This is a genomic window from Prevotella sp. CAG:592, from assembly GCF_000436015.1.
GTDB classification, from domain to species: Bacteria; Bacteroidota; Bacteroidia; order Bacteroidales; family Bacteroidaceae; genus Prevotella; species Prevotella pectinovora.
Genome location: NZ_FR892558.1, coordinates 40121 through 58004, shown reverse-complemented (window position 1 = coordinate 58004; position 17884 = coordinate 40121). Strand labels below are relative to the sequence as shown.

Below are 17884 nucleotides of genomic sequence, written 5' to 3'. Positions count from 1 at the left end.
ATTTCCGTCTTTTAACAGTTCACATAATGATGTCGATTCAGTATGCATTACATCAGGCTTACAACTGAGTTCTTCTGTAGAAATCAACGTTTTCTTTCGACAACAGCTCTATTGGCATGTAGTTGGTCGGATCCACCTTCTTGTGAAGCACTATTGCCTTGAAAAGAGAATCAACGCAGTGGTAACCTTGCATGTAAGCATGCTGGGCTATCAAAAACGAAATGGAGCCTTTCCTCAGGCATTGAGCGTTTTTTTCTACCATATCATATCCCATTATCTGTACACTTCTTCTATTGGTCTTGAGTAGAAACTCACCAACGATATGGGCCTTTGAGCCGAGGGTGATACAGTTTCTAATTCCGGGATGGGCAGAGAAGAACTGTTCCAGTTTCTTCTCGTTGCTCTCTGGACTTCCTTCAACGGGTACGTCAAGCTCGGCAATCCTGACATTCGGAAAATGTTCATTCATATAATGACGGAATCCCAATTCACGGTTCTCCTGCTGACGGCTTGCCACTTTGCCGTTTTTCATGCGCTTGAAAAGCATTATCTCTTTATCATTAACAGCCAGGAGCATCAGCATCTTGGCAGCGAATTTGCCGCTCGAGAATGAATCCTGGCCAAAAAATGTCAGGGGGTTGACGTCGGGAATATAAGAATCGAGCAGAATAAACGGAATTTTCCTTTCATGCATCGTCTCACAGAAATGTTTTGTGACCTTGATATCAGCAGGCACGACAATTACCCCATTCGGTTTCTTCTCCAGGCATTCTTTCGTTGTCTGGACAAATGACTTGATGTCATAACGTTGGTAATACATAATTTCCGTGCTTATATGGAAATCCCGCCTCGTTTCACAGGCTTTTGCTGTTCCGTCTTCAATTTCCTCCCAATATGCTTCTGAGTCATGTTGGGGGATAATACAGTAAAACTGATATGATTTGTTGTATGCAAGAGCGCTTGCATACATGTTGGGCTGGTAGTTTATTTCTTTTAGCACTTTTTCTACTTTCTCACGTGCTTTTTTTGATACGTTTGGACGGTTGTGAAGCACTCGGTCAACAGTTCCGACCGATACGCCAGACTTTTCAGCTATATCTTTTATCCTAACCTTTTCTGTCATTATAAATGAGGTCTTAGTCAACTACTTTTTTGATTGTTCATTTGCAAAAATAAGAAGAATAATTTAAATATACCTTATTTTAAAGCTCATTTTTGACAAAATCGCAATTTTTTCAATTTTTATTTGTGTGGATGGGTGTAAAACTGTAATTTTGTAAACGAAAAATTAGGCAAAAACATTCTTAAATAATTAATTTATCAAAAACAAATGGCTAAAGTAGTAACAATGGGCGAGATCATGCTTCGCCTTTCTTCTCCTGGACAGAAGAGATTTATCCAGAGTGATTCATTCGATGTCGTATATGGCGGTGGCGAGGCTAACGTTGCTGTAAGTGCGGCAAACTATGGACATGAGGCTTACTTTGTAACTAAAGTTCCTACACACGAGATCGGCCAGTGCGCAGTAAACGCTCTTCGCCGATATGGTGTACATACAGATTTCATAGCACGCGGAGGTAACCGTCTTGGTATCTATTTCCTTGAGACAGGTGCTTCTATGCGTCCTTCAAAGGTCGTTTACGACCGTGCCGGAAGCTCTATAGCAGAGGCTGATGCCAAGGATTTTGACTTTGACTCAATCATGGAGGGAGCCCAGTGGTTCCATTGGAGCGGCATTACTCCAGCAATAAGCGACAAAGCTGCAGAGCTGACAAGACTCGCATGCGAGGCAGCAAAGCGTCACGGTGTAACAGTAAGTTGCGATTTGAACTTCCGCAAGAAGCTTTGGACTTCAGAGAAAGCTCAAAGCATCATGAAACCTTTGATGCAGTATGTTGACGTTTGTATCGGCAACGAAGAGGACGCACAACTCTGCCTTGGATTTAAGCCAGACGCTGACGTAGAGGGTGGAAAGACCGACGCTGAGGGATATTACGGAATCTTCCAGGGAATGATGAAGGAATTCGGATTCAAATTCGTGGTTTCGACCCTTCGCGAGTCTTACTCTGCAACTCACAATGGATGGAAAGCCCTTATCTACAACGGAAAGGACTTCTATCAGAGCAAACACTACGATATCATGCCAATCATTGACCGTGTAGGCGGTGGCGACAGCTTCGCAGGCGGACTTATACATGGTTTGCTGACATGGCCTGAAGATCAGGGCAAAGCTCTCGAGTTTGCAGTAGCTGCTTCTGCTTTGAAGCATACAATTCCTGGTGACTTCAACCTCATGAGCAAAGAAGAGGTGGAGAATCTTGCCGGTGGTGATGCTTCAGGTCGTGTACAGCGATAAAAACGGAGAACAAGGAAAACATCAGATGGTGACAGTTTAAAACTATCTGTCAATATCCGCAGTATTAATTTTAATTTTTAAAATAGTAGCAACAACATAAATATGGCAAAATTTGACAAATTGGCAGTCTTGAACAAGATTGGCCAGACAGGTATGGTGCCTGTGTTTTATGATAAAGACGCTGAAGTGGCAAAGCAAGTAGTTAAGGCTTGCTATGAGGGTGGAGTTCGTGCTTTTGAGTTTACTAACCGTGGTGATTTCGCTCATGAGGTATTCGAAGAAGTGGTGAAGTTCGCTGCAGTAGAATGTCCTGAGATGGCCCTCGGCGTTGGTTCGGTAGTTGACCCTGCGACAGCGGTTCTCTATATTCAACTTGGAGCATGCTTCGTAGTTGGCCCATTGTTTAACCCTGAGGTGGCAAAGGTATGCAACCGTCGCCTCGTCCCATACACTCCAGGATGCGGAAGCGTGTCTGAGGTAGGCGCTGCTCAGGAAGTCGGATGTGATTTGTGCAAGATTTTCCCTGGCGATGTTTTAGGTCCAAAACTGGTTAAGGGTTTGAAAGCGCCAATGCCATGGTCAAAACTCATGGTAACAGGTGGAGTTTCTCCTGATGAGGAAAACCTCACTTCCTGGATTAAGGCCGGCGTTTATTGCGTAGGAATGGGATCTAAGTTGTTCCCTAAGGATGTTGTAGCTGCCAAGAACTGGAAAGCTATTTCAGACAAATGTGCAGAAGCTCTCGGATACATTGCTAAGGCTCGCGGATAATATTATGACATACAAGGGCTTCATAGGCGTTGTCTGCCTATGGAGCCTTTATCTTTGTTTGGCATGTACTGACTCTCGCCACGAGTATGCAGACAGGCTGAACGAAATATCTTATGCTTTCCACTATAAAAATTTGGATTCAACTTATTGCTATGCAAGGAAAGCATTTGTAGCCTCAGACAATTATTCTTCGGGCAAAGCGGAGGCCCTAAATAATTTGGCTTTTGTAAGCATAGCAAAAATGGATTATGATCGCGCTGCTTGTCAACTTGATAGCGTCCTGGAACTGACGAACAATCAAATAGAACTTCTTATTGCCGATGTCCAGTATATGAGGCTTTGCCAAAGGAAAGCCCAGAACAAAGAGTTCTATGACTATAAAGAACATGCTCTGCAGCGATTGAAGAGAATCAACGAAGAGCGTGATAACCTATTGCCAAAAGATGAGAAAAGATTGATATACGCTGAAACAGAGTATGCATTGGTTGCATCTACATACTATTATTATGTAGGAATGTTTGAGCAGTCTCTAGCGGAATTGAAATCAATTGATATAGAAGGACTGATGCAAAAGGATACAAGTCAGTATCTAAATATGCTATATCAATATGGTAGTGGTGGATTAATACACAGTAAGAACAGGGTAGAGACAAAACAGATTGAATATGAAATGCTTGTTGAATGCTATCTGCTATCAAAAAAAAGCGGATTTGTTTACTGGGAAGCTAACTCTATGCAAGCAGTAAGCGAACACCTTACGTCATTGTCTGACAGAGCCATAATCCTTGACAACAACAGAGTTTCTATAGGTTTCCTAAACAGTGACAACATGCCAGACTCCCTACTCGCTGGATATCTTGCACAAAAGTCAATGGAGATGTTTAAGGATTATGGAGATGAATATCAGACTGCAGGCTCTTTGAGAACTCTTGCTGCATGTTATAGGGAAATAGGAGATGATGAAAGCGCATTGATTTGTCTGAAGAAATCATTGGCAGACAAGAAAATAAGACAGGCTCCAGACCTTGTGGCGAGTATTTATGAGCAGTTGAGCATTGTATATTCTTCAATGGATGATAAATACAACAGTGACGTAAACAGAAACCTTTACTTAGATCTTCAGGATAAAACAAGGCAGGACATGGAGCTAGATGCAAGAGCCTCTATGCTAGAGCAGACATCAAGAACGATGAATATAATGATTCTTGTTGTCATCGTGTTGATTATATGTCTTTCTCTTTTGATTTACAAATTACTACAACATCGCTCGGCTGATAGTACACCATATGAATTCTTTGACAAACTATTGCTTAAGTCAAAGAGTGATAACACTCTATTAATAAGAAAATTAGAAGATGAAATTGAAGCCGCTGAAGATAACATATCAATAGCGAAACTACATCTTGAGAACAACAAAAGAAGGAATATAGAAAACAGATCGAAAGTATTTCTTGTAAACAGCGTCATGCCCCTCATTGACCGTATGGCAAACGAGGTTGACAAACTGATGAAAAGAAAAGAAAGACCACAAAATAGAGAAGAAAGAATCACATACATATCCGAACTGTCACAGACAATCGAGAAATACAATAGTACTCTTACGGATTGGATAAAGTTAGAGCAGGGCGAGATATATCTCAAAATTGTCAGTTTCAAGCTTCAGGATCTATTTGACATAGTTAACAAAAGTAAAACTGTATTTGAACTACAAGGCATTTCTCTCGTTGTAGAACAGACAAGTGTCTGCGTGAAAGCAGATAGGGTGTTGACATTATTCATGATAAACACAATAGCGGACAATGCCAGGAAATTCACCGCTCCTGGGGGCATGGTGCGAATTTTTGCTGAAGAGAAAGACGATTATGTTGAGATTTCCATTAAAGACAATGGAAAGGGAATGAGCCGTGAAGAATTGTCTTGCGTATTCAACAGAAAGGTAAGCGACGGGCATGGTTTCGGGCTCATGAACTGTAAAGGCATTCTTAACAAATACCGCAAATCAAGCAAGATATTCAATGTTTGTGAATTGTCTGCAGAAAGCGAAGTAGGGAAGGGCAGTCGCTTCTTCTTCAAATTGCCCAAAGGAATAGTAACAGCGTTATGTTTGCTTATGATGCCTGCATTAGGAATCGCAAACGGTTCAATTTATAAATTTAAACATAAAAACAGTGATTTTGACTATTGCATTAAAATGGCAGCCACATACGCCGATTCTGCCTATTATTCAAATGTCAACGCTTCTTATTCCAAAACTCTGGAGTTTACCGATTCTGCCAGAATATGGCTGAACAGACATTATGCCAGCACTTACAAGAATGGGCATGAGTTTATGCACAGAATCGGTGCGAGCACAACTAATTCTCCTGAACTGAAATGGTTTAGGATGGGTATCCGTACAAACTATAAGATAATACTTGACATAAGAAATGAAAGTGCTATCGCAGCACTTGCCCTTCACGAATGGGGTTTATACGAATACAACAATTCGATATATACAAAACTCTTCAAAGAAGTTTATTCGGACAAATCTCTTGGAGAGTATTGTAGAATCATGCAACAATCAGAGACGAATAAAAACATAGCGATTGTACTTCTTGTAATACTTTTAATTGCGCTATTCATGGCAGCTTATACGCTGTATTACAGGCATGCTATGAAAATCAGTTCTATAAAAGAATTGAAGAAACGTCTAGAAAATGTTGTCGACTGTGACAAAGAGCTGAAAGACAAATTGTCTTTCTTGCTTGGAATAAGCGATAGTATAACCGACAAGTCAATAAAAGAAGAATTTACAAAAATTCTGTCTGAATATCATAGTACGGTTGAACAAGAATATAATTTGAAAGACAATCTTCAAATACTAGAAGACACTCTTGGCAAATTGAATTATGAAATAGACAGGCTTTATGTTTGCAATAACATATTGGATAATTGTTTGAGCACTATCAAGCATGAGACCATGTATTATCCGTCGCGGATATACAATTATTTGGAAAGCCCCGACACGAAAAAGCGCATAGCGCGCATAACATTGCCAGACGGCCTGACAAAAGCTAATACTGATTTGAATGAATTGTCTGCATTAGTGAATTATTATAAGGAATTGTATGGAATTCTTTGCACACAGGTTGAGATGCAAGTTGGTTCCTATCGCTTCGCCTGCAGCCAAATCAACATGTCGGAATATCTTAAAGGATGTGACTTGAAAACTGTTGGAGACAAAGAACTTTTTTCTTATATGTTTCTAATAATAAGAAGAATGAATAAAGGCGTGCAACCTTCATATAAATACAAAGCAGAAAGAGGGCCGTATATAAAACTATACACATCTGTTCCGAGAGGCCAAAGACCAGGTGGAGTGGAGAATCCATTCGTTCCTAATCATGCAAATATTCCATTTCTAATCATCAGACAAATATTGCGGGAGATAAGTAATGTCACCAATTTGTGTGGGTGTGGCATTTCTGCGATTGAATCCGATGGCAACATTGATATTACAATAACACTCCCACGCGTTATTAGCCTGCAGTAACAAAAATAATAATTTTTTTAACCAAAGATAATAATCCAAATAAAGATATGATAGAATTCAAAGTAATTATAGTCGAAGATGTACCTCTGGAATTAAAAGGTACTGAAGGCATATTAAAGTCGGATGTTCCAGAAGCCAAGATTGTTGGAACTGCAGAGAATGAAGTGGAATATTGGCGGATAATGAAGGATAATGTGCCTGATTTGGTGCTATTGGATTTAGGCTTGGGTGGTTCTACAACAATAGGTGTTGAGATATGCCGTGAAACGAAAGCCAGATACCCTGAAACGAAAGTCCTCATTTTTACTGGTGAAATACTTAACGAAAAACTTTGGCTTGATGTCATGGATGCTGGATGCAACGGAATAATCTTGAAGACTGGAGAGATGTTGACGCGTGCAGATATAGAAAGTGTAATGTCAGGAAAGAAAAATGTGTTCAATCAGCCTATCATGGAGAAAATATTACAGCATTTCAAACATGACGTCAAGTCTGCCATAATGCGGCAGGAGGCTCTTGTCAATTATGAAATTGACGAATATGACGAACGCTTTCTTAGACATCTTGCTTTGGGCTACACCAAAGAGCAGATAACAAACTTGCGTGGAATACCGTTTGGAGTGAAGAGTTTGGAGAAAAGACAGAACGAACTCGTACAGAAACTGTTTCCAAAAGGTAATGGAGGACTTGGGGTTAACGCAACTCGTCTCGTTGTTCGCGCCTTGGAACTTAGAATTATAGATTTAGACAATTTGCATCCAGATGAGGAATAACGAAACCAGAACAATCAAGGTTACAGCCTATTGCGTATGTATATTGGCTATCGGAGAACTTGCATTGATATTGCTTTCATGGATACTAAGTTCTACATTTCCGTATTCCCATATAAAATCAATGCTCAATGGTGAGGGCATCAGGTGGTTTTTCGGAAGTTTCACAAGCAATCTCAACAAGGATATCCTTGTATGGATGATTCTTTCTAGTATAGCATATGGAGTATTCGTGAAGAGTGGACTTTCATCATTGATGAGGAAATCATTGATTCTCAAAGCTTGTACCTTCAGAGAACGAATGGCCTTTTTAGTGTTTGTAGTAGAAGTCATACTAATATTGACAGTGATGTTGCTGCTCACGACCTTACCGCAGGCCATTTTGTTGAGTTCTACAGGAAATCTGATTCCTAGCTGTTTTAGCAACAGTCTGGTTGCAGTTGTCATCTTTGCCATGCTTGTCACTTCTTTGACTACAGGCTTTATAACACGACGTATAACAACATTGGTAAATGCAGTGGAATGCATGATTTATGGAATGAGAATATTCTCACCACTTATTTTGATGTATGTCTTTTCAAATCAGCTTTACTATTCTTTCTGTTATACATTTATTCCTTGACATGTGTAATTAATGGTAAAATTCTTGGATGTTAAATGAAAAACATCAAGGCCAAATTGGATGAATCTCTTAAAGACTGCAACTTTAATGATCAGCAAGGAGAATAACTATTTGGCCTTGATGCGTTAAACCATTCTTTTAGTGTATGATAAGAAATCAAGCTTTTTCAAGTTTGCCGTTTGCTTTTATCTGAAACTTATCGTTCTTTACAATGAAACGACTGTGTGTTCCCTTGCCGATTAAATCACACTCATCGTAGACCTCAACTTTGAAATCCAGTTTTCTACCATCTACTTTCACCAATTCCGTTTCGCATCTTACTTTCATTCCCACAGGAGTAGGAGCTACATGCTCTACGTTTAGGCTTATTCCAACAGTGCCCATTCCTTCTTCAAGTTCTTGGGCGACACTTTTCCATGCAGTCTCTTCAATGAGTGCTATCATTGAGGGAGTTGCAAAAACATCCAATGTACCACTTGCCATATTGCGAGCTGTCATTTCATTGGTAACTACTTTTTCTAATGTAAATTTAATTCCTGATTCCATATTGATTTAAATTGTTTAATATTGCAGACCAAGCACAACACGACCGAAAAAATCAGTGACGGTGCAAGGATACTGTTATTTTTTGCAAAGATACATATTTATCATATAGTATAAAAAAACACTAGTTCATTTTGTAATTTACTATATTATTTTTATATTTGTAGAATAAATAAAAATGCAACATGACCAAGAAACTTATCATCATATTGACTTTCATACTGAACGTGCTGCAATTGTCAGCGCAAATGAAATGGAATCAACGTTATCAGACATATATTAATCAATACCGTGACCTCGCTATTGAGCAAATGCTCAAATACAAAATACCTGCAAGTATCACTCTAGCCCAAGGACTCCTGGAAAGTGGGGCCGGATATAGCGAACTGGCAATGAAGGGCAATAACCACTTCGGCATCAAGTGTCATGGATGGACAGGCAGAACAACATACCATGACGATGATGAAAAGCAAGAATGCTTCAGAGCATACAACAATGTTTTCGAAAGTTATGAAGACCATAGTCTATTGCTTACAAAGCAGCCTAGATATAAAGGTCTGTTCTCTTTAAATCCAAAAGATTACGTAGGATGGGCAAAGGGACTGAAAAAATGTGGCTATGCCACAAGTCCTACGTACGCCCAGAAACTTATTGGTATAATTGAACTCTATAAACTTCATGAATATGACAAAGCGAAGAAATTTGACAGATTTATGGAGAAAAGATCCTTTAAAGACGACAAGTCGGCTAATGGAGGATTAGAACATCCTATCCACATGTATAACAAGAACTATTATGTAATCGTACGCTCTGGTGACACATTTAAATCTCTTGGCAGGGAACTTGGATTGTCATATAAGAAGATTGCCACTTTTAATGAACGTGGAAAGAATGACAAATTAGAAAAAGGTGAGGTGATATACCTTAAGAAGAAGCAAAAGAAAGCAGAAAAACAATACAAGCGCCGCCCACATCGTGTAAAAGCAGGCGAAAGTATGTATAGTATAGCCCAATTATATGGCATAAGGCTGAAGAGTCTTTATAAAATGAATGGTTTGACACCTGATTACTCAATAAAAGTGGGTGACAAACTGAGAGTGAGATAAAAAAAATCATTATTTAGCTTGTTGCATCTATTTTTTTATTACTTTTGCATCGTTTAAAACTAATACAATATAATACACACATTAAATATCAAACTATATGTTGAAGTTAGATAATTTCTACAAAGCCCGTTATGAGCTTAGTAAAGTAATCAGACAAACTGAAGTTGTCCAAGCGCCTCAAGTAAATCCAGAGTGTGATGTTTATCTCAAATTGGAATGTCTGCAGCGTACAGGATCTTTCAAAGTACGTGGCGCATGCTATAAGATCTCACAGCTTAGTGATGAGGAAAAGGCACACGGAGTAATCGCTTGTTCAGCCGGTAACCATGCTCAGGGCGTGGCTTTGGGAGCTACAGCACATGGAATCAAGTCTCTTATCTGTCTGCCAGCAGGAGCACCTATCAGCAAGGTAGAAGCTACGAAAGGATATGGAGCAGACGTTTGTCTTGTTCCTGGAGTTTATGACGATGCATACCAGAAGGCTATCGAATTGAGAGATGAAAAGGGATACACATTCGTGCATCCGTTTGACGACCCGAATGTAATTGCAGGCCAGGGAACAATTGGTCTTGAGCTTATCGATCAAGTGAAAGATATAGATGCAGTAGTAGTACCTGTCGGTGGTGGTGGACTTATCAGTGGAGTTGCCTTCGCATTGAAGACACTTAATCCGCACATCAAAGTATATGGCGTTCAGGCGGCCGGTGCTGCTAGCATGGTTCAAAGTCTGCATGTTCATAAGAGAGAGTGCCTGTCTTCCGTTTCAACCATAGCGGATGGAATCTGCGTTAAAGAGCCTGGTGAATTGACTTATGAAATCTGCAGCAAGTATGTTGATGACATTGTTACTGTATCTGAAGACGAGATTTGTGCAGCTATCCTTCAGTTGCTTGAGAAGGAAAAGGTTGTAGCAGAAGGTGCTGGTGCGACAAGCGTTGCTGCAGTGATGTTTAACAAGGTACCTGTTAAAGGTAAGAAAGTAGTTTGCATTGTGAGCGGTGGCAACATTGATGTCACTATTCTCAATCGTGTTGTTGAACGTGGACTCGCAAAGAGTGGACGAATTGCAATCATCAATGTCGAGCTTGATGACAAACCTGGCAAATTAGTAGAGGTGGCTTCAGTTATCGCTAAGGCAGGTGCTAACATCACAAATGTTTATCACGACAGGAATAGCGATAGCGAGAAGGTTAACAGCTGCATCTTGAGAGTAATCTGCGAGACTCGTAACCAGGAGCATGTCGCAGCTATAAACAACGCACTGAGAGAAAGTGGATTTAAACTTGTTTAAGGTTTACACTATTATGTAATTATAGGATAATTATTGAAGCATCATGACTATCCTTTTAAATTTTAAAGGGGGAAAGCTTTGAAAACTTTCTCCCTTTAAAAATGTCTCAATCTTAAGTTATCCAACTCTCAATTTTTTAGAAGTTTTTGTCATCAAGAATGTCGAATCCACAATAAGGTACCAATGCCTTAGGTATTCTTATACCTTCTGGTGTCTGATTGTTTTCTATCAAAGCGGCGACAATTCGCGGCAATGCAAGAGCCGAACCATTTAATGTGTGGCACAATTCTGTCTTTTTGGTCTGAGAATTTCTAAATCGACATTTCAAGCGATTTGCTTGATAGCTTTCAAAGTTGCTGACAGAAGATACTTCCAACCATTTTTCTTGAGCAGCACTCCATACTTCAAAGTCGTAGCATATTGAAGATGTGAAACTCATATCTCCGCCACAAAGTCTGAGAATATGATAAGGGAGTTCAAGCTTAATGAGCAGATTCTCTACATGATCTAACATTTCCTTAAGTGACTCATATGAGTGTTCTGGCTTGTCGATACGTACGATCTCTACTTTGTCAAACTGATGAAGTCGGTTCAATCCTCTCACGTCCTTGCCATAAGAGCCAGCCTCACGACGGAAACATGCAGAATAGGCACAACGCTTGATTGGCAAATCATTTTCATCAAGAATGACATCTCTGAAAATATTCGTCACCGGCACCTCTGCTGTAGGAATAAGATACAAGTTGTCCAGGTTACAATGATACATCTGACCTTCTTTATCTGGAAGCTGTCCGGTACCAAAACCAGAAGCTTCATTTACAACGTATGGAGGTTGTACCTCGAGATAGCCACTTTTCCTTGCTTCTTCAAGAAAGAATGCTTCTAAAGCCCTTTGCAAACGAGCCATCTTTCCAATGTATACAGGGAATCCTGCTCCTGTGATTTTTACTCCAAGGTCAAAATCAATAAGGTTGAATTTCTTGCAAAGATCCCAATGGCACATAGCATCTTCAGGAAGGTTCGGTTTTTCTCCACCCTCCTTAACTACGACATTGTCAGAAGCGTCTTTTCCTTCAGGAACTTCATCGCAAGGGATATTCGGAATTGTTCGCAGAAGATCGATTAACTTCTGCTGTATATCGTTTAATTCTCGTTCAAGTAATTTTGACTCTTCCTTCAATGCGGCTACGCTTTCTTTTATAGCATTTGCCTCATCTTTTTTACCCTCTTTCATCAGAGCGCCTATCTGGGCAGCTTTCTTTTTACCCTCTTGGAGTTCTTTGTCAAGTTTCTGTTGAGTTTCGCGTCTCATCTTGTCTAGAGCCAAGACATCATAAATTGCTTGTTTGGCACCAGGGAAATGTTTTTTCTCCAGACCTTTAATTACACGTTCAGTTTCTTCACTGACAAGTTTAAGTGTAAGCATATTTTTATGTATTAAATTAATGTTTTATCATTCTGAGAATAAGCACGTATTCTTTATGCAAAATTAATGTTTTTGATTAAAAAAACGTTATTTATAATCTTATAATTTGTTTTACGCCTTTTATAACGCGCAATTTTTTTATTAACTGGTTCAATTTGGAAGTATCTTCGACGTTTATTTCAAGATTTCCACTGAACAGTCCGTCATGGCTATCAATATTAATGCTTCTCATCATTATGTTCTCCTCCTTGGATATAACACTTGTAATGTTATTGACAATGCCAATATCGTCATTGCCTATTATCTTTAATGTTATGGTGTATTTAGAGTCTGCTTTGCCACTCCATCTGGCTTGTAAAATTCTATACCCAAAACGTTTGCGCATCTCCAAAGCATTTGGACAATCTTTTCTGTGGATTTTTATTCCACCGCTTACTGTTACAAAGCCAAAGACATCATCACCATATATCGGATTGCAACATTTTGACAATTGATAGTCTATGCCTTTCAGATTGCGGTCAATGACAAGTACATCTCCATTGGATTTTGTAAAATTCTTGATTGAATTCTCAAAGCTATATTCGTCTGCGCTTCTTGTCTGCTGTTGACCTTGGAGGTTGTTGTCATAAGCTTGAATCTCCTGATATTTTTCAATTACATGATTGATATCCAATGTCTCATCAGCAATTTGCCTGTAGAAATCATTTGTTTCTTTGAAACCGAGCTTTTTGATCAAATGGGACATAGTGCCCTCATCCATTTCTATCTTACGGTTCTTCATCCTTCTTTCAAGCATTTCCTTTGCATATAGCCCGTCTTTCACTTGTGTCTCCTTAAGTGCAAGGCGTATCTTTGCCCTAGCTCTGCTGGTTTTAACGATGTTGAGCCAATCTTGTTTAGGCTTCTGTACGGTTGATGTCATTACTTCTATTTGATCTCCACTCTTCAGGATATGTCTGAAAGTAACAACTTTACCATTTATTTTGGCACCGACACAGTGATTGCCTATGTTAGAATGAATGCGATAAGCGAAGTCAAGAACCGTTGCGCCCTTAGGAAATTTCATCAAATCTCCTTTGGGGGTAAAGACATATATCTCGTCTTCATACAAGTCCATTTTGAATTGATCTATGACCTGCATGTCGTCATTGTTTTCCAAAGCTCTACGAATACTCGTAAGCCATTCGTCCATGCCCCCTTCACTTTTTATCCCTTTGTATCGCCAGTGAGCTGCAAGTCCACGTTCTGCGACTTCATCCATTCTTTCTGTTCTTATCTGAACTTCAACCCATTTGTTTTCAGGTCCTTTCACCGTTATGTGAAGACTTTCATATCCGTTAGATTTGGGCACACTCAGCCAGTCACGCAATCTCTTTGGATTGGGTTGGTACATATTTGTTATCAAAGCGAAGACATGCCAACATTGTATCTTTTCCAATTCTAAAGGAGCGTCAATAATAATACGTATGGCGAAAAGATCATATATTCCTTCGAATTCACATTTCTGCTTTTTCATCTTTTGCCAAATGCTATGGATACTTTTGGTACGCCCCTTCATGTGGAATTTGTATCCGTCGGCTTCCAACTTTTCCCTTATAGGCTTGATAAAGTTTTCTATATATTTATCGCGACTTTTTTTCGTTTCGTTGAGCTTGTCTTTTATCATATAGTAAACATCATGCTCAAGATATTTAAGACTAAGATCCTCTAACTCGCTTTTGAGTTTGTAGAGTCCTAGTTTGTGGGCAAGTGGAGCATAGAGGTAGCTTGCTTCTTCACTCACGCGTTTTTTTTCTTCTTCACATTCAGTATTGCGAATCTGTCTCATCAGATTTACCCTGTCGGCAATCATGATAAGGATCACACGCATATCTTCTGCAAATGAAAGAAGAAGGTTACGGAAATTTTCGCTTTCTATTACGGGATTTTTCTTGTATAACTCTTGTATGTGTACAAGTCCTTTAAGAATGCTTACTACTGTCTTGCCGAATTCTTTTTCGTATTTATCATAATCATTTTCCGTTTCTTCCGTAAAACACGAATAAAGCAAAACAGCTACAACTCCATCCCGTTTTAGTCCAATTTCTTCAATGGCTATTAATGCTGTCTGTATGCTTGACAATATTGGATTAAGTCCAAAAATATCTCTTTGTATTCTTTTTTGTATTATAGCCTGCTTCAAAGACTGAAAGACTTTCAATTCATCAGACTTTGTCAATACATAGTTTTGCGAATTTCTTAATTCCTTTATGGCTTCAAGAACTTGAGATTTCTCGTTATTCGTAAAAAACAGTTTTTTGTCCATAAGCAAAGGTCAAATTAAATATTGTTGAAATTCAAATATGTAAATCAAGTATGCCGTATTTTGATTAAAAACCTGTTATAACCAAGCGACAAGAACTGATAGGGTATGAAATTGATTTCCCTGCATTCTGATAATTATTTGCAAAGATAATGCAAAACTCATAGAAAATATCAACGGAATAAATATTTTCTACTTATAACTTGTTAAAAAGACAATCTAAATTGCCTATATAAAAAAAAAGAGCCTCTAATGAGACTCTTATGTTTGTTTGGAATAAGTTTGTTTTTATTTAAGCTTCAGCTTCTGGAAGTACTGAAACGATGCTTCTGTCCTTGCGACCTTTGCGGAAGTTTACTACTCCGTCAACAAGTGCATAAAGAGTATCGTCTTTACCAATACCGACATTCAAGCCTGGGTTGTGCTTAGTACCACGCTGACGAACAATAATGTTGCCTGCGATGACTTTCTGACCACCCCAAATTTTCACGCCCAATCTCTGTGAAGCTGACTCACGGCCGTTCTTAGAACTACCTACACCTTTTTTATGTGCCATTTCTACTAGTCCTCCTTTGTTTTAAGCGATTACTTGTTTAACTGCGATTTGTGTGAAGTGTGTACGATGACCATTGCGTTTGCGCTCGTCTTTACGACGCTTCATCTTGAAGACAATCACCTTGTCACCTTTAACAAGTGGGTTAACCACTTCACAAACAACTTTCGCACCCTCTACTGCAGGTGCTCCTACTTTAACAGCTCCCTCGTTGTCTACGAGAAGCACTTTGTCAAACTCTACAGTCTGACCTTCTTCAGCATTTTGGATATGGTGAACGAACAATTTCTTGCCCTCTTCAACCTTAAACTGCTGACCGTTAATTTCTACAATTGCGTACATTTTGTTATATAAAACGGGTTTGGTCTGCAAGGCGCATAACCTCGTGTTATGTCTTATTTGAGCCTTGACAGATAAAAATCGGATGCAAAATTACTCATTTAAAATTAATTTCCTTTCTCTTGAATGTATTTTTATATCGTTAATTAAGCAATATTAACTAATATTAGAAAAACTAATGCTTACTAAAGTTGACTTGTCTTTTTAGGAATTTAATCATAGCCCAATTATCTGAAGAGTTTCTCTTTTCTTCAACTAGCCCCAACGCACGAGCCTTTGCAATAAGAACAGATTCATCTTCTTTATAAAAGCCACTAATTATGAGAGTGCCATTGTCTGCCATTGAATTTGCTAATGTTGGCAAATCGTTTAAAAGAATATTGCGGTTTATGTTTGCCAAAACAATATCATATTTCCCCATTAATTCCTCATACAATAACGTTGAATCCCCTTTCAACGCTGAAACATTCTCCAGACTGTTCAGTTTGGCATTATGTATCGTATTGCTAACACTCCATTCGTCAATATCATATCCATATGCAGCTACTGCACCGCATTTTGCTGCGGTAACCGATAAAATACCAGTTCCACATCCACAATCCAGCACACGTTTGTCTTGCAATGTCATTTTCAGCAATTCTTCAACAATCATCCTTGTGGTGTTGTGTGTACCGGTGCCAAACGCCTGGCATGCATCTATTGTAATATCTATGGGATATGATTTGTCTGAAGGGTGCTTCAAGTCATGTATAATACATTGGTCACCGATTATAATCGGATTGAACCCTCCTTTTTCCCATTCCTCATTCCAATTCTTGTCTATTACTTCTTCTGTTTCAAAAGAAATGGAGAAGGTGTCCAAAGGAAAATCCTCCAAAGTCTTTTCCAAAGACGAACGGTCGTATAGCTCTTTCTGGATGTATCCGGAAATTCCACCTTCGTTTTCTTCAAATGACTCATATCCTACCGTACCGCATAAGGCGGCGCAGATATCGCATGCCATGGAAAAAGACGGCCCCTGTATTGTTTTTTTCCCATCAGTATTTTTTATGAAAAAAACAGTCTTGTAATATTTCATTATTTGAATTGTTAGTTGTATTCTTCTGAAGAGAATTTGTTTCTCTTTCCGTAAATTTTATTGCAAAATTATAAAAAATAGGAGAAAACCTATCATGATATAGGGTTTTTCCGTATTTTTGCATTTGAAAGTAATCTATTTTTGCATTTAGTAATTATTAACGACAGCACTTGTGGATATATATATCCCAAGCAATATAAGATTTAGGAGATAAAAACATGAAAAGATTAGTTTTCACTTTATTATTGTCTGTAGTTTTACCTTCAGTATCAATGGCACAGGACGACATGTATTTTTCACCCAAACAAAGCAAGAGGGAGAAAACTACGATTGTCATGGGGGATAAAGCCCCAAAATACGACGCTGGCTCCACCCGGGATGTTGACGAATACAATAGGAGAGGATTAGGCAACACTTATAAATATGTGACCAATGACTCTTTGACTAATGACATCATTAATATTGACGGTGTTGATACGGATTCTGCATATTCTTATGATGACGCCCCTTGTGATATTGACTATAATGGAGAATGGGACTACTATTCAAGATTAAACAGATGGCGTTATTTTGACGACCTATGGTTTTATGACCCGTGGATAACAGGAAGTCCTTTGTATTATGCCTCTTGGTATGACTATTATGGATATAGATGGGGATGGCCTTATAGATACGGATGGTATGGAGGATGGTATAGCCCTTGGTATTCTACTTATTGGACAGGATGGTATGACCCGTGGTTCTCTGGTTGGTACAAGCCATATTTTGGGGTAACGGTTGCCCATAATCCTCACAATGGAGGCGTTTCAGGAACGACTAACCACGGATGGGTTGGTAATCCTCGCAATAACAGAACCAACTTTAGCGGGTACAGAGGAAGCACCAGCACGAACAGAAGAAATACAGATGCTTATAACAGGCAGGGAATGAGGAACACCAATAACTCTGGATATCGTCGCAACAACCGCAACAACAATGAATTTGGAGAGAATAGAACCATAAGGACACGGGAATATGATAGCAATTCTACGTACCGTAACAACTCGTCTTTCAACACAGGATCTTCCGTAAACAGAGGAGGTGGCTTCACTGGCGGAAGTAACTTTGGTGGCGGTCGCTCCGGCGGTGGCGGACACTTTGGAGGAAGGAGATAGCAAATACACGTTATTATTGGACTTTAAAATATAATATTTGA

At 39.1% G+C, this 17884-nt stretch carries 15 protein-coding genes; 7 read left to right on the top strand and 8 right to left on the bottom strand.

All coding sequences use genetic code 11. From position 1 onward, the window contains the following. Nucleotides 1-58: 58 nt before the first annotated feature. Nucleotides 59-1123, bottom strand: a complete 1065-nt coding sequence (locus tag QVO99_RS04730; RefSeq protein WP_022316453.1) for a LacI family DNA-binding transcriptional regulator — start codon at nucleotides 1121-1123, stop codon at nucleotides 59-61. Nucleotides 1124-1330: 207 nt separating this feature from the next. Here QVO99_RS04730 and QVO99_RS04725 point away from each other — a divergent pair, with 207 nt between their 5' ends. From QVO99_RS04725 to QVO99_RS04710, 4 genes are all read left to right on the top strand, one after another. Next, on the top strand, nucleotides 1331-2356 hold the full coding sequence (locus QVO99_RS04725; RefSeq protein WP_022316452.1) for a sugar kinase: 1026 nt from the start codon (nucleotides 1331-1333) through the stop codon (nucleotides 2354-2356). Between the two features lie 102 nt (nucleotides 2357-2458). After that, entirely contained in the window at nucleotides 2459-3127 is a 669-nt protein-coding gene (locus tag QVO99_RS04720) for a bifunctional 4-hydroxy-2-oxoglutarate aldolase/2-dehydro-3-deoxy-phosphogluconate aldolase (protein WP_022316451.1), read from the top strand. Between the two features lie 4 nt (nucleotides 3128-3131). Further along, on the top strand, nucleotides 3132-6659 hold the full coding sequence (locus tag QVO99_RS04715) for a DUF5112 domain-containing protein (RefSeq protein WP_022316450.1): 3528 nt from the start codon (nucleotides 3132-3134) through the stop codon (nucleotides 6657-6659). Nucleotides 6660-6706: 47 nt separating this feature from the next. Continuing rightward, a complete protein-coding gene (locus QVO99_RS04710; RefSeq protein WP_022316449.1) occupies nucleotides 6707-7432 on the top strand; it encodes a DUF5932 domain-containing protein in 726 nt (241 codons plus the stop codon). Nucleotides 7433-7459: 27 nt separating this feature from the next. Here QVO99_RS04710 and QVO99_RS04705 read toward each other — a convergent pair whose 3' ends face one another. Both QVO99_RS04705 and QVO99_RS04700 read right to left on the bottom strand, forming a co-directional pair. Further along, on the bottom strand, nucleotides 7460-7885 hold the full coding sequence (locus tag QVO99_RS04705) for a hypothetical protein (protein ID WP_044075325.1): 426 nt from the start codon (nucleotides 7883-7885) through the stop codon (nucleotides 7460-7462). 322 nt (nucleotides 7886-8207) lie between these two features. Further along, the gene (locus tag QVO99_RS04700; RefSeq protein WP_022316447.1) at nucleotides 8208-8597 is read right to left on the bottom strand and encodes a thioesterase family protein; all 390 of its coding nucleotides are present in this window, start codon (nucleotides 8595-8597) and stop codon (nucleotides 8208-8210) included. A gap of 182 nt (nucleotides 8598-8779) precedes the next feature. On the opposite strand from QVO99_RS04700, the gene QVO99_RS04695 reads away from it, so the two are divergent. Together QVO99_RS04695 and ilvA are read left to right on the top strand one after the other, a co-directional pair. After that, on the top strand, nucleotides 8780-9700 hold the full coding sequence (locus tag QVO99_RS04695; RefSeq protein WP_022316446.1) for a glucosaminidase domain-containing protein: 921 nt from the start codon (nucleotides 8780-8782) through the stop codon (nucleotides 9698-9700). A 97-nt stretch (nucleotides 9701-9797) separates the two neighbouring features. After that, a complete protein-coding gene (gene ilvA / locus QVO99_RS04690; RefSeq protein ID WP_022316445.1) occupies nucleotides 9798-10991 on the top strand; it encodes a threonine ammonia-lyase in 1194 nt (397 codons plus the stop codon). Nucleotides 10992-11127: 136 nt separating this feature from the next. On the opposite strand, the gene serS is transcribed toward ilvA, so the two are convergent. From serS to prmA, 5 genes are all read right to left on the bottom strand, one after another. Then, a complete protein-coding gene (gene serS, locus QVO99_RS04685) occupies nucleotides 11128-12417 on the bottom strand; it encodes a serine--tRNA ligase (RefSeq protein WP_022316444.1) in 1290 nt (429 codons plus the stop codon). A 91-nt stretch (nucleotides 12418-12508) separates the two neighbouring features. Continuing rightward, nucleotides 12509-14722, bottom strand: coding sequence for a RelA/SpoT family protein (locus tag QVO99_RS04680; RefSeq protein WP_022316443.1), 2214 nt, complete (start codon nucleotides 14720-14722; stop codon nucleotides 12509-12511). 289 nt (nucleotides 14723-15011) lie between these two features. Then, complete coding sequence (gene rpmA, locus QVO99_RS04675) at nucleotides 15012-15275, bottom strand: 50S ribosomal protein L27 (protein ID WP_022316442.1); 264 nt, start codon at nucleotides 15273-15275, stop codon at nucleotides 15012-15014. Between the two features lie 21 nt (nucleotides 15276-15296). After that, nucleotides 15297-15614, bottom strand: a complete 318-nt coding sequence (rplU, locus tag QVO99_RS04670; protein ID WP_022316441.1) for a 50S ribosomal protein L21 — start codon at nucleotides 15612-15614, stop codon at nucleotides 15297-15299. 172 nt (nucleotides 15615-15786) lie between these two features. Beyond that, a complete protein-coding gene (prmA, locus tag QVO99_RS04665) occupies nucleotides 15787-16689 on the bottom strand; it encodes a 50S ribosomal protein L11 methyltransferase (protein WP_022316440.1) in 903 nt (300 codons plus the stop codon). 218 nt (nucleotides 16690-16907) lie between these two features. Here prmA and QVO99_RS04660 point away from each other — a divergent pair, with 218 nt between their 5' ends. Beyond that, entirely contained in the window at nucleotides 16908-17843 is a 936-nt protein-coding gene (locus QVO99_RS04660; protein ID WP_022316439.1) for a hypothetical protein, read from the top strand. Nucleotides 17844-17884 lie beyond the last annotated feature (41 nt).

What these genes read in the sequence shown, in the direction of transcription:
- QVO99_RS04730 (WP_022316453.1), bottom strand. Translation starts at nt 1,123, where the DNA reads ATGACAGAAAAGGTTAGGATAAAAGATATAGCTGAAAAGTCTGGCGTA.
- QVO99_RS04725 (WP_022316452.1), top strand. Translation starts at nt 1,331, where the DNA reads ATGGCTAAAGTAGTAACAATGGGCGAGATCATGCTTCGCCTTTCTTCT.
- QVO99_RS04720 (WP_022316451.1), top strand. Translation starts at nt 2,459, where the DNA reads ATGGCAAAATTTGACAAATTGGCAGTCTTGAACAAGATTGGCCAGACA.
- QVO99_RS04715 (WP_022316450.1), top strand. Translation starts at nt 3,132, where the DNA reads ATGACATACAAGGGCTTCATAGGCGTTGTCTGCCTATGGAGCCTTTAT.
- QVO99_RS04710 (WP_022316449.1), top strand. Translation starts at nt 6,707, where the DNA reads ATGATAGAATTCAAAGTAATTATAGTCGAAGATGTACCTCTGGAATTA.
- QVO99_RS04705 (WP_044075325.1), bottom strand. Translation starts at nt 7,885, where the DNA reads ATGGCAAAGATGACAACTGCAACCAGACTGTTGCTAAAACAGCTAGGA.
- QVO99_RS04700 (WP_022316447.1), bottom strand. Translation starts at nt 8,597, where the DNA reads ATGGAATCAGGAATTAAATTTACATTAGAAAAAGTAGTTACCAATGAA.
- QVO99_RS04695 (WP_022316446.1), top strand. Translation starts at nt 8,780, where the DNA reads ATGACCAAGAAACTTATCATCATATTGACTTTCATACTGAACGTGCTG.
- ilvA (WP_022316445.1), top strand. Translation starts at nt 9,798, where the DNA reads ATGTTGAAGTTAGATAATTTCTACAAAGCCCGTTATGAGCTTAGTAAA.
- serS (WP_022316444.1), bottom strand. Translation starts at nt 12,417, where the DNA reads ATGCTTACACTTAAACTTGTCAGTGAAGAAACTGAACGTGTAATTAAA.
- QVO99_RS04680 (WP_022316443.1), bottom strand. Translation starts at nt 14,722, where the DNA reads ATGGACAAAAAACTGTTTTTTACGAATAACGAGAAATCTCAAGTTCTT.
- rpmA (WP_022316442.1), bottom strand. Translation starts at nt 15,275, where the DNA reads ATGGCACATAAAAAAGGTGTAGGTAGTTCTAAGAACGGCCGTGAGTCA.
- rplU (WP_022316441.1), bottom strand. Translation starts at nt 15,614, where the DNA reads ATGTACGCAATTGTAGAAATTAACGGTCAGCAGTTTAAGGTTGAAGAG.
- prmA (WP_022316440.1), bottom strand. Translation starts at nt 16,689, where the DNA reads ATGAAATATTACAAGACTGTTTTTTTCATAAAAAATACTGATGGGAAA.
- QVO99_RS04660 (WP_022316439.1), top strand. Translation starts at nt 16,908, where the DNA reads ATGAAAAGATTAGTTTTCACTTTATTATTGTCTGTAGTTTTACCTTCA.